The sequence below is a fragment of the Lachnospiraceae bacterium oral taxon 500 genome, assembly GCA_002999035.1.
Classification (GTDB): Bacteria; Bacillota; Clostridia; order Lachnospirales; family Vallitaleaceae; genus W11650.
Map to the genome: position 1 here is coordinate 1,332,067 of CP027241.1, position 12,874 is coordinate 1,344,940.

9 protein-coding genes and 1 pseudogene are annotated in these 12,874 nt (G+C 48.2%); 8 read left to right on the plus strand and 2 right to left on the minus strand.

Annotated elements, in window-relative coordinates; all coding sequences use genetic code 11:
* Positions 1-101 precede the first annotated feature (101 nt).
* Both C3V36_06105 and typA read right to left on the minus strand, forming a co-directional pair.
* The gene (locus C3V36_06105) at positions 102-602 is read right to left on the minus strand and encodes a hypothetical protein (GenBank protein ID AVM68847.1); all 501 of its coding nucleotides are present in this window, start codon (positions 600-602) and stop codon (positions 102-104) included.
* 155 nt (positions 603-757) lie between these two features.
* On the minus strand, positions 758-2,572 hold the full coding sequence (typA, locus tag C3V36_06110; protein AVM68848.1) for a translational GTPase TypA: 1,815 nt from the start codon (positions 2,570-2,572) through the stop codon (positions 758-760).
* 767 nt (positions 2,573-3,339) lie between these two features.
* Here typA and C3V36_06115 point away from each other — a divergent pair.
* The 8 genes and pseudogenes from C3V36_06115 to C3V36_06150 all read left to right on the plus strand — a co-directional run bounded on the left by C3V36_06115 (position 3,340) and on the right by C3V36_06150 (position 12,873).
* The gene (locus C3V36_06115) at positions 3,340-4,551 is read left to right on the plus strand and encodes a glucose-6-phosphate isomerase (protein ID AVM68849.1); all 1,212 of its coding nucleotides are present in this window, start codon (positions 3,340-3,342) and stop codon (positions 4,549-4,551) included.
* 171 nt (positions 4,552-4,722) lie between these two features.
* On the plus strand, positions 4,723-5,877 hold the full coding sequence (locus C3V36_06120; protein AVM68850.1) for a 6-phosphofructokinase: 1,155 nt from the start codon (positions 4,723-4,725) through the stop codon (positions 5,875-5,877).
* 128 nt (positions 5,878-6,005) lie between these two features.
* Entirely contained in the window at positions 6,006-6,821 is an 816-nt protein-coding gene (locus C3V36_06125; protein AVM68851.1) for a glucosamine-6-phosphate isomerase, read from the plus strand.
* Positions 6,822-7,020: 199 nt separating this feature from the next.
* Entirely contained in the window at positions 7,021-8,175 is a 1,155-nt protein-coding gene (locus tag C3V36_06130) for a fructose-bisphosphate aldolase (protein ID AVM70459.1), read from the plus strand.
* Between the two features lie 181 nt (positions 8,176-8,356).
* Positions 8,357-9,205 carry a triose-phosphate isomerase gene (locus C3V36_06135; GenBank protein ID AVM68852.1) on the plus strand — a complete coding sequence of 283 codons (849 nt, stop codon included), beginning with the start codon at positions 8,357-8,359 and terminating at the stop codon, positions 9,203-9,205.
* Positions 9,195-10,628 (plus strand): hypothetical protein, encoded by a 1,434-nt coding sequence (locus C3V36_06140; GenBank protein AVM68853.1) that lies wholly within the window; start codon positions 9,195-9,197, stop codon positions 10,626-10,628. Before C3V36_06135 ends, C3V36_06140 begins: the two co-directional genes overlap by 11 nt.
* A gap of 277 nt (positions 10,629-10,905) precedes the next feature.
* The gene (locus C3V36_06145) at positions 10,906-11,343 is read left to right on the plus strand and encodes a MarR family transcriptional regulator (GenBank protein AVM68854.1); all 438 of its coding nucleotides are present in this window, start codon (positions 10,906-10,908) and stop codon (positions 11,341-11,343) included.
* Positions 11,333-12,873 (plus strand): annotated as a pseudogene (locus C3V36_06150) (glycine/betaine ABC transporter substrate-binding protein). The gene C3V36_06145 and the pseudogene C3V36_06150 overlap by 11 nt, the downstream one beginning before the upstream one ends.
* Position 12,874 lies beyond the last annotated feature (1 nt).

The window sequence follows — 12,874 nt, forward strand, 5'->3', positions numbered from 1 at the left end:
AAAAACAATAGAAAAAACCGATTTTATCAGTTATAACTGATAAAATCGGTTCAAGATACTAGAATAAAACCAAAAAACCATCTTTTCTTTGGCTTGCGGGCTCACCCCAAAAGCTGTTTATAAAGCAGGGCATAATTTTCCCGCCAGCGGCGGCACAGCCGCAAGGCAGCCGCCTCATCGGGGGTCAGTACGGTCAGATCGATCAGGAGCTGCCCCTGATCTTTGGCGATTAAACGCACATAGAAGCCGCCGTCCTTATTGGCATAATAGTCGGCGGCCAGTTCCGTTGCCTGCCGCAGTTCAATTTGGTTACTCTTTAAATAGTTTTGCACCGTCATTCTTATTTTTTCCGGAATTTCCTCGGCAAAAAAATCCAAAGTAACCTGCCCGTCTTTCGTGATTTCATACTGCGTTTCCGGATTTTTGGGAAGGACCCGCAGCAAATGAACATCGGCCAATTCCGTTAAAGCTTCCTGCAACTGAAAATAAGTGCTGTAATACTCGCCGACCATAAGCTCGGAGATCGTTGTATTGGACAGAGGCAGGCTGACTTCATTTAAAATATATAAGACAACCAATTTACGCAGTTTATTTTCTAACATAAGCTCTCTCCCCTCTCGTATAATCCGTTTTCGGGTGTTCGTTATTGGGCTGGCGCATAATTGCCTATTTTTGAATGAAATAAGGCAGGCAGATCGTGCCCGGGTGCTTCAACCTTGATGGTGCGTTCAAACCAGAAAGCCGGGTCAAGAAAAAGTTACGACCGGCTGCGGTTATATTTGATCCGGTCGCCGGCGTTTAAGATTTTCTTGCGCATCCGGATGGCCGTCGGCGTCACCTCGACCCATTCGTCCGGCTCAACAAACTCCAACGCTGCCTCTAAGGACATTTCCAGAGGTTTTAACAGCTTAATGGCCTCATCACTGCCGGCTGCCCGGGTATTGGTCAGCTTCTTGTTTTTCGTGGGATTGACCACCATATCTTCGGGCCGGTTATTCATACCGATGATCATGCCTTCGTAAACATCCTCCGACGGGCCGACAAACAGCCGTCCCCGGTCACTCAGGTTAAACAGTGAATACGCCATCGTCTGGCCGTCCTCCTGCGAAATCAAAACGCCGTTTTGCCGCCCCGGGATTTCACCGGCATACGGGCCGTAAGAATCAAATGCCCGCAGCAGAATCCCCTCGCCTCGGGTATCGTTGATGAATTCGGAGCGATAGCCTAAGAGGGCCCGGGTGGGAACCAAATATTCCACCTTGGTATGGCCGTTTTCTGCCAGCATTGACTGCATGGCACCCTTGCGCAAATTGAGCTGCGCAATTACATTGCCGATATACTCATCCGGCGCGCTGACGCTGACCTTTTCATAAGGTTCTAAGCGCTTGCCGTTCTTCTCCCGAAACAGCACTTCCGGTTTGGATACGCTTAACTCATAGCCTTCCCGCCGCATATTTTCAATTAAAATGGATAAATGCAGCTCGCCCCGGCCGGAGACCTTGTAGGCATCGCTTCCTTCAATCGGCTCAACCCGCAGGCCGACATTCGTTTCCAGCTCCTTTTTCAGCCGGGCGGCAATGTGCCGGGTAGTGACAAACTTACCGACTTTTCCGGCAAAGGGTGAGTTATTGACATAAAAGTTCATCGACATGGTCGGTTCTTCGATTGCAATCATCGGCAGCGGCAAAACATTGTCCGGCAGGCAAATCGTTTCGCCGATGGAAATATCGCTGATACCGGAAATGACGACGATATCGCCGGAATGTGCCTCCGGCGTTTCTGTCCGCTTTAAACCGACATTGACAAAAACCTGATTGACTTTTGCCTTGACGACGCTCCCGTCCCGCTTGCTGACAGCTACGATATCAGCCGGGTGCAGCGTGCCCTGACTGATCCGGCCAATTCCCAGCCGGCCGATGTAATCATCATAAGCCAGCGCCGAGATTTGAAATTGCAGCGGCAGATCATCCTTATCAGGATAAGACGGCACCTGCCGGGTAATCATTTCAAACAGAGGCTCAATATCTTCATTGGTGTCATCCAGATTATAATGAACCACGCCGGCTCTGGCTGTTCCGTATAAAATCGGAAAATCCAGTTGCTTGTCATTTGCACCCAGTTCGGCAAATAAATCAAAGGTCATATTGACCACTTCCTCCGGCCGGGCGTCGTTTTTATCAATTTTGTTAATCAGCAGAATCGGACAAAGTCCCTGCTGCAAAGACTTTTGCAGCACAAAGCGGGTCTGCGGCATGGGGCCTTCCGCCGAGTCGACCAGCAAAATAGCAGTATCGACCGTCCGAATGATGCGCTCGACTTCCGAAGAAAAGTCGGCGTGGCCGGGGGTATCGACAATATTGATTTTATAATCTTTATAGTTGATGGAGCAGTTTTTGGAATAAATGGTAATTCCCCGCTCCCGCTCAATATCATTGCTGTCCATCACACATTCAACGATTTCTTCATGTTCGCCGAATACACCCGACTGCGCCAGCATGGCGTCAACCAGCGTGGACTTGCCGGCATCGACATGGGCGATGACCGCGATATTAATAATTTTCTTTTCTCTCATAAATTCTCCTTGCAGAGCAAAGGGCTCCTCTGAGCCGAATGCTTTTTTTGGTACTGAAACTGATTTGAAACTTTGCCCGGCGCTGTATTTTGGATAAGAGTTCAGGTCAACGGGTCTAAATCTTTATTTTTGGATTGGATTCATTCCATCCCCATATCCGGACAACTTAACTTAGTGTAACACTCTTTTTTCCGGCTGGCAAGAGCGAAAATTTGTTTTCCGGTTCAGACAAGCGGATGTTTATGCTTATTATGCCTGTGGAGAACTTGCCCGCCAAGGACATATTAAACATAAATATCTATTGGCTTAACGCCCACACTGGTAATTTGCTGAAAGTGAATTACGGATGGCTTGCCTGAAAAGTAGCGATGGATGCTGGATCATTTACTTAACGTCCCGCTCGCAAGTCGTTGACATTTCGACGAATTATCGCTGGCTTGCCGGAAAGGGAACAGAAATTTCGACGAATTATGAATGGCAGACCGGAGCGCTGAAATAGGATGCAAACTCTTGACAAAACTTTTATAAATGATATAATTAGTTAAATTAAAAAATAAATTAAAGATTGCCGATAACGGAACGGTTTAGATAGCAAACGCACAGCCGGAGATATGCGAACAGATTGGTTTTGGACGCTGCTGTAAAAATATTCTGATCGGCAGGTGACAGCCGGGTTTCAGCTGGGGATAGTATTGCTGATTCCGAAAAATGAGGATTTTATGTAAGTTAAATTGCCACCAATGCTCAAACTTAGATAAGGAGTTACTATGAACGCAAAATTTGAGGCCAGTACCATTTCCTTACCGCTCCGTCAGCAATCAGAAAGCATTTGGAGCCGGATGCGGGAGAACCGTTTTTACGGTCGGGATTATTCGGCGGAACATATTTCGGCTTTGCAGGAAAAAGCACGGGCGGTCAGAGAAAAGTGTCAAAGTTTTCTGCTGATCGGGGTAGGCGGCTCCAATGGTGCCGCTCGGGCAATCATTGAAGGGCTTGATAAAAATGGCAGCCCGAAGATCGTTTATGCCGGCAATGGTCTGTCGCCCCGGCAAATGTCCCGTCTTTTGCAAGAAGTAGAAGAAAAGGACGTTTGTTTAAATATCATTGCCAAAAACTTTCAGACCCTGGAACCGGGCAGTCATTTTCGGATGCTGCGCGCAGCCATGGAAAAAAAATACGGCTTGGCGGAGGCGGCGGCCAGAATCGTTGTGACCGGCAGCAAAGGTTCTTTACTGGAAGAAATAGCGGCCGAAAACGGTTATACTTTTTTGGAGTTTGAGCCGGAGATCGGTGGTCGTTTTTCGGCGTTTTCCAATGTCGGGCTTTTTCCGATGGCGGTGGCGGGCATAGATATTGCCGCTTTGCTGGCCGGACACCGGGAAATGCTGGCGGAAATGGAGGACAGTGCTCACTTTTTGCATGATTATGTGGCGTACCGGCAGGGGGCCTATCAGCAAGGCTATAAGATCGAGGTCTTATCAGCCTGTGACTTGGACTTTCGTGAATGGCTGAAGTGGTGGGTACAGCTTTTCGGCGAATCCGAAGGCAAGGAGAAAAAAGGACTGTATCCCGACGGTCTTTGCTTTTCCGAAGATTTACATTCAATGGGACAGTTTTTGCAAGACGGCAGTCCGATTTTAATTGAAACCTTTTTGCGGATAAAAAATTACGGAGAAGCGGTGGAAGTGGCAGCTTCCCGGATTCAGGATGATTTTGCATATTTGGAAGGCAAAAGCTTTGCCCGGATTAACCGGGAAATGGAGGAGGCCACACTCGGTGCGCATCGGGAGGAAGGGATTCCGGCTTTTTTGCTGGAGATGGAGGATATGAGTGAAAAAGAATGGGGCAAGCTCTTTGTCTTTTTCATGGCGGCAGTGGTGCTGTCGGCCGAAATCATGGGAGTCAATCCTTTTAATCAGGATGGCGTGGAAAAATACAAGCAAAAAATGTTTCAGCGGCTGTGGATGGATGGCAGATAAGCTGTGAATTTACGGCGGTAGTCCGGCAGAATAGCTTTTTCCTTAGCGGCTCACCCTACGCCGGATAAAGCCCTGAAAGGCGATGCCAGCTTGTCTGCCGCGTTTCGAGGAGAGAAAGCGGAGAGGATAAATTTGAATTACCCATAAAACAGTGATAAAATGGAGAAAAAAATGGCAAATAATTTATTGATCATTCATGGCGGCGGGCCGACGGCCGTGTTGAATTGTTCTCTTTATGGCACAATTCGGCAGGCGCAGAAAGAACGGCAGATTGACGAGATTTACGGCGCTGACGGTGGAATGGGCGGAGCGCTGCGGGAGGACTTGATTGATTTGCGCCAGCAAAAACCGGAAGACATTGAAAAGTTGCTGATTACACCCGGTTCGGCCATCGGCACCTCGCGTGATCCGATGGAAGCGGAAGATTATGCCCGCCTGCTGTCGGTTTTAGAGAAGCATCAGATTCGCTATGTGCTGTTAAACGGCGGCAACGGCACCATGGACACTTGCGGTAAGTTGGCTCGGGCCTGTGCCGGGACGGATATTCGGGTGATGGGCATTCCCAAAACGATTGACAACGATTTGGCAGTGATTGACCATAGCCCCGGTTATGCCAGTGCTGCCAGATATTTAGCGGAGAGCGTTAAAGAGGCTGTTTTTGACGTTAAGGGTTTGGCCATTCATGTGGTGGTGATTGAGGCCATGGGTCGAAACGCCGGTTGGCTGACAGCCGCTTCGGCTTGGGCCAGACAGGAAGCGGGCGATGGCCCGGACTTGATTCTTTTGCCGGAAAATGCTTTTGTGGAAGAAGAGTTTTTGGCTAAGGTCAAAGCCTTATATGAAGCCAAAGGCGGAGTGGTAGTAGTGGCCAGCGAAGGGCTGCGCGGGCCGGACGGAACGCCGGTGACGCCGCCGGTCTTTCAAACCGGCCGGTCTCTTTATTTTGGCGATGTCAGCTCGCATTTGGCGATGCTGATCACTAAAAAGCTGGGGATTAAAGCCCGGTCGGAAAAGCCCGGTATTTTGGGGCGGGCATCTATTCATCTGCGCTCGGAGATTGATGTTAAAGAAGCAATTTTAGTCGGAGAAGAAGCGGTCAAAGCGGCAGTCGCCGGAGAAAGCGGGAAAATGGTGGGGCTGCGCCGCCTCAGCAATCAGCCGTACCAATCGGAAAGCTTTTTAATTCCGGTCGAGCAGGTGATGCTGGCGGAGAAGCAAATGCCGGCTCAGTATTTCAGCCGCTACGACGTGACCCCGGCTTTTTTGGAATGGCTGCGGCCGCTGATGGGCGGAGAACTGCCGGAACTGGTTAGTTTTCGCCGCTGAGGTTACAAAGAGTGGCCGATCGGCTGAAGATAAAACTCGCGGCAGACACAAACGGAGTTGTCCGGCCGCGCAGGTTTCGAAAAAGCAGGACTCGGGCTGTCAGGCAGCTTTGAGGAGAAGGAGGAGATATGAATTATTATCAAATATCAGCGGAAGATTTGGGAAAAGAAGCGAAGATTCCTATTTTGAAATTGGGCGATTCGGCTGAGGTTTTTTATGAACTGGCAATGATTATGATTCGGGAGATTCGGAAAAATAACGAAGCCGGACGGCAAACTGTCTTTATTTGTCCGGTTGGGCCGGTTGGCCAGTACCCGATTTTTGTCCGGCTGGTCAATCAGGAAAAAGTTTCGCTGAAAAATGTTTGGTTCTTTAATATGGATGAATATTTGCAGGAAAACGGTGAATGGATTGATTCGGAGCATATTCTTTCTTTCCGTGGTTTTATGGCGCGTCAGGTCTATGACCGGATTGCTCCGGAGCTGGTTATGCCCCGGGAGCAAAGAGTTTTTCCGCAGCCGGATCAGCCCGAGAAGACAGATGAGCGGTTAAAGGCGCTGGGCGGAGCAGATATTTGTATCGGCGGTATCGGCATCAATGGGCATTTGGCTTTTAATGAGGCGAGCGATACCTTGACGGCAGAGGAGTTTGCCAAGCTGCCGACCAGAGTATTGACAATTTCACGGGAAACCAGAACAATCAACAGTGCCGGTAGCTTAGGCGGTGCGATTGACGCCATGCCTAAGAGCTGCGTAACGCTTGGCATGAAGGAGATATTATCGGCCAAACGGATTGTTTTGGCGGTGTTTCGGGACTGGCACCGGGCGGTTATCCGGCAGGCGGCTTACGGCGAAGTGACGGCTCATTTTCCGGCCAGTCTCCTGCAAAGGCATCCGAATGCGCTTATTTTGACCAATGAAAACGCGGCCGGTCCGGCTTTTTAGCAGGGAAAACGAAAAACATTTGACAATTCGGTTATAAAATATATTTCGCTGCCAGTCATGCATCCGGCGGTTGAATTACCGGAAACCGTACAGTCATTTATCAAAGCAAGCAGGAGAAAGTTTTTTCAGCGGCATTTTGACGGACTGGCGGCACAAGGTCAACCGGATACCGACAGCGGCACAGAATCAGGAGGAAGCTATGCTCACATCGTTAAAACCTTTATTGGAACTGGCTATCAAATACAATTTTGCCTACGGTGCCTTTAACGTCAACTCGGTCGCCCAGGTGGAAGGGGCGATTCGGATGCATGAAATATTCCGCAGTCCGGCCTTGCTGCAAGGCGCAGAACTGGCCAATGCTTTTATGGGCGGGCGAACTGACTTTATGAACGGTACTTTAGAGGAAAAAAAGGCCGGGATGAAAAATCTGGTGGAGGCCGTCCGCCGGTACGGAGAAGATTCGCCGGTGCCGGTGGTTTTGCACTTAGACCACGGCCAGACCTTTGAATCCTGTCAGGCGGCGATTGACGCCGGTTATACTTCCGTGATGATTGACGGCAGCAGTAAGCCGTTTGAGGAAAATATGGAATTGACCCGGGAAGTGGTTAAATATGCGCATGCCCGGGGAGTCAGCGTCGAAGGAGAGCTGGGGGTGCTGGCCGGGGAGGAGGATCATGTTTTTTCCGAGAATTCGACCTATACTCATCCCTTAGATGCCGTCCGTTTTGTTAAGGCCACCGAAGTCGATGCGTTAGCCATCAGCTACGGCACCTCGCATGGGGCGGTCAAGGGCAAGAACGTGAAGCTGCGTAAGGAAATCGCCATTGCCGTGAATGAATGTCTGGCACATGAGCGTTTATTTTGCGGTTTGGTTTCGCATGGCTCGTCCAATGTGCCGGCCGAAGTGGTTGCGGAAATTAATGCTTTGGGCGGTCAAATCGGCGAGAGCCACGGCATTCCGATTCCGCAGTTAAAAGAGGTCATTCAAATCGGCGGGATTCGGAAAATTAATGTCGATACCGATATTCGTTTGGCGACAACCCGTAATATCAGAGAATTGTTCCGCCGCCGGCCCGAACTTTTGGCTGTTGCGGAATTGGCCGAGATTCATAGGCTGCTTCTGGAAAAACCGGCTGCGTTTGACCCCCGCGCCTATCTGACGCCGGTGATGGATATGGTCATGTCCGGCCGCGTGCCGGGAGCAGAGATGCAAAGTCTGGCGGAAGCAATAAAAGACGCGGTCATGGAAGTGACCGGCAAGATGATCGTGGAATTTGGCAGTTACCATATGGCACCGTTGGTCAAGGCCAGAAGTCTGGCGGAGCTGAAAGCGGAATACGGAGCGGCCAGATAAGCAGCGGCGGATGCAGGAAAAAATGACGGTGTTCTGCCGGAAGCGTAGCGCCTGTCGGCATCGAGAATTTGCAAAAAGGCGGTTTCGGTGAACCGGGAAACTGGACGGACGGGAAAGTTGAATTGACGGGAAAGATTAAGGAAAGGCTACCAAAAACAGGACCCAAGAAAGGCAGGCGTGTATGAAGAAAATTTATTTAAACTTAAAACGGTTTGATGTACCGGCAGCCAGCGGCGGAATTAACCGGCTGGCGCCGATTGAAAGTTGGGCGCGGGAGATTATTAACCGGACGCAGGACGCTTTGGCCCGGTATGACGGTCAGGCGGAGTTTACTATGTTTTTCCCGGAGGCACATCTGCTGCTGGCGAAAGCGGCCAGCAACGGCCGAATTCATATCGGCAGTCAGGGCGTGTTTCGGGCGGATATCGGAGCGGGCGGCAATTTCGGCGCTTTTACCACCAATTTGCCGGCTACGGCGGCGCGGGAGTTGGGTGCCGATACGGCTCTGATCGGGCACAGTGAGGAGCGGAATGATAAGATCGGTGCTTATATGTTGGGCGGCGGTGACCGGGGAGCGGTGAATGCGCAGTTGAATATGGAGGTTAAAGCTGCTTTAAAGGCCGGACTGAAAGTGGTTTACTGTATCGGGGAACGAGAGGATGAACTGGAATGCTGGGAGAATGTGCTGCGGATCCAGCTCAATATCGGCCTGATGGATGTTGATCCGAAACGGGTGACGATAGCCTATGAGCCGATTTGGGCGATTGGGCCGGGCAAAACCCCGCCGGATAAGGCATATATTCAAAAGATTGCCCGTTATGTCAATGATCATACCGGCGGTGTGGAGATGGTTTACGGCGGCGGATTAAAGAAGGAGAATGCCGGTATGCTCGCTCAGATTCCGGAGATTTCCGGCGGGCTGATTGCACTGACCAACTTCGGCGAAAACTTCGGCTTTACGCCGGAAGGCTATCTGGAGATTGTCGAAACCTATTTGCAGCAGGGAAAGGAAGAAAAAAATGAGGCTTGAGTTTGAGTATGGAAAAGGAACGATGAGCGCGGAACTGCCGGATACAACCGATGTTTTTATTCCGGGAGTGACGGTGCCCGATCCGGAGCATATTCCGGAGGAAAAACTGGAGGAAGAAACGCTCAAAAGCTTGCGGGCGCCGATTGGCATGCCGCCGTTAACGGAACTGGCTCAGGCCGGCAGTAAATGTGTGATTGTGTTTCCTGACCGGGTCAAGGGCGGGGAGCAGCCGACCTCGCACCGAAAGATAGCAATTAAGCTCATTTTGCAGGAGCTTTATTCGGCCGGCGTTAAAAAAGAGGATATCCTGCTGCTTTGCTCGAACGGCCTGCATCGGAAGAACACCAAGGAAGAAATTTTGGGTGTTTTGGGGCGGGAGCTGTTTGATGAGTTTTGGCTCAGCGGTCAGATTAAAAATCATGACAGTGAGGATTATGACCATTTGATTGATTTGGGAACGACCCGCCGGGGCGATCCGGTCATTATGAATAAATATGTTTATGACGCGGATGTGGCGATTATGATCGGCCATGTTCAGGGCAATCCCTACGGCGGCTACAGCGGCGGCTATAAGCATTCGGCTACGGGAATTACTCACTGGCGCAGCATTGCCAGCCATCATACGCCCAGCGTGATGCACCGGCAGGATTTTACGCCGGTCAGCGGTCACAGCCTGATGCGTTCTAAGTTCGATGAGATCAGTATGCATATGGAAGAAAAAATGGGCAAAAAGTTTTTCTGCTGCGATGCGGTGCTGGACACCAAGAGCCGGCAGATTGCTATTTTCAGCGGTTATGCCAAAGAAATGCAGCCGCTGAGCTGGCAGGTAGCCGACCGGCGCACCTATGTGCATTGGGCGGAGAAAAAATATGATGTTTTGGTGTTTGGGATGCCTCAGTTTTTCCATTACGGCGAAGGCATGGGCACCAATCCGATCATGTTTATGCAGGCAATTTCGGCGCAGGTGATCCGGCATAAACGGGTTTTGAGCGATCGCTGTGTTATCATTTGTTCGAGCCTGTGTAATGGGTACTTCCATGAGGAGCTGTGGCCCTATCTGCCGAAGCTGTATAATATGTTTCAGCATGATCAGATGAACACTTTGCCGGATTTGGACCGCTACGGTGAATATTTTGCCACCGATCAGGAGTTTATTCGGCAGTACCGGTACTGCAATGCGTTCCATCCGTTTCATGGTTTTTCCATGATCAGCTGTGCCCATATCGCGGAAAAGAATGCGGCGGCCATTTATATTGTCGGCGCGCAGGAGCCGGGCTATGCCAGGGGCATGGGCTGTAAGACCAGAGCCAGTTTTGAAGAAGCTTTGGCGGATGCCGTGAAGATAGTGGGAGAAAATCCGAACATTCTGGCTCTGCCGCTGACTTTTAAAACCTCGGCAGTTCATTTGTGCATGAAGGATTAATCTTTTTGCTTGGGCGCAGTTTGGCGGGCAGGAAAATGTTTTTTATAGAACAAGAAGCGGAGAAATAGAATTAAGCAGAATATTTCATCACTATTTCAGTGACAGATATTTTGCTTAATTCTTTTTTATTGCTTGAGGGATTACTTGAAAAAAGCGAGGTGGGGGAGCAAAAAGTAAAAAGTCAGAGCAGGAGAATAAATTTTCTATTGACAAAAATACTTCTATATAGTAATATCGTAAAAACAAATAGTTCTATATAGAAGTTAAAGGAGGAAAAATGAAAGTAGAAGGCGGATATTTAATCGGCAGGGCCAAATTTCTTAGCGGAAGAAAGCTAAATAAACTGTTTTCTGAATATGGGCTTACGGAATTTAATGGGGAGCAAGGCAAAATATTATTCTGCTTGTGGAAAAAAGACGGTGTCAGCAGTACGGACATCTCCTTAGGTACAGGGCTGGCAATCAATACTTTGACCAATATGCTTGACAAGATGGAAAGTGTGGATTTAATTTACCGAAAGCAGAGTGATACGGATAAAAGAAAAAAATATGTGTTTCTAACAGAGAAAGGAAGATCATTAGAAATCAAGTCTAAAATAGCAACGGATAAAATGGATGAGATTTTCTATAAGGGTTTTTCAACAAAAGAGATAGAAACATTTGAAAATATGTTAAGAAAGATCATTTCTAATTTGGAGGAAGAAGATGATAAATAGGATTATAGAAGAGTTGTCAAGCAACTCATCATTTTATTGGAACCTTTTGCTGGAGCATATCGTTATTACCTTTACGGCAGTGATCATTGCCATAGCGGTAGGGCTTTCGATTGGCATATTCATTTCGCAAAAACCTAAAATTGCGGGCTACATAATATCCGTTGTAAATATAGCCTATACGATCCCGTCGATCGCACTTTTGGGCTTTTTGATCTCTCTGACAGGAATAGGAAATACAACGGCAATCATTGCTCTGACCATATACGCATTACTGCCCATCGTTCGAAGTACCTATGTGGGCATAACTACGATCGATCCTAAAATCATTGAAGCAAGCAGAGCTATGGGAGCAGGGAATTTCAAATCTTGTATCAGATTAAACTTCCTTTGGCATTTCCGGTAATATTTTCATCGATCATGAATATGGTGACGATGACAATAGCCTTAGCCGGAATTGCTTCATTTGTTGGGGCGGGCGGCTTAGGCGTGGCAATTTATAGAGGAATTACCACAAACAATGACATTCTTATTTTGATCGGAAGCCTGCTGATTGCGGTATTGGCTTTGACAGTTGATGGGATTTTAAGCTTATTTGGGAAATTGGCTTCCGCTCATAAATTAAAAAAACTGGCAAATAAAAAAACAGGATGGACAGCAGGTCTTATTCTGCTCATCGCCCTGTCTGTCTTCGGACTTTATCGGAGTGGTAAGAACAATAGTATTGAAATTGCTTCCAAGCCAACATCAGAAGGCTATATATTGGCGGAACTGGTTGGGGCGTTGATAAAGAATGACACTGCGTTAAATGTGAATATAACACATGGTGTAGGCGGCGGAACATCTAACATTCATCCGGCGATCGTAAAGGGAGACTTTGATATGTATCCCGAATATACGGGAACCGCCTGGCAAATCGTGTTAAAGAAAACAGAACCGTATACGAATGAAAATTTTGACATGCTGGATGCAGAATACCGAAAGGAATATAAACTGACATGGAAGGGAATGTTCGGATTTAATAATACTTACAGCTTAGGCATAAGAACAGACTTGGCAGAAGAATATAAGATTAAGATATTTTCGGATTTAGCCAAGTATGCAGAAAAATTTATCTTTGGAGCAGAATATGATTTCTTTGAAAGAGAAGACGGTTATGAGGCATTGGCAGATGCCTATAAATTCCAATTCAAAAAGGCTGTGGATATGGATAACGGCCTGAAATATCAGGCATCATATGATAAAAAGATTGATGTTATGACAGTGTTTACAACCGATGGGCAGATCTCAGATCCAAGACTTGTGGTTCTGGAAGATGATCTCGGCTTTTATCCGAAATATATGGCGGGTATGGTGGTAAGAGAAGAAATACTCGGTAAACATCCGGAGTTAAATGCTGTATTAGAAAAATTAAATGGCTTGATTGATGAGAGCACCATGGCTGCTTTGAATAAAAAAGTCGAAATCGATAAAGAAAATCCAAGTGATGTGGCAAAAAATTTCTTGAGAGAAAAAGGACTTGTGGAGGAATAAA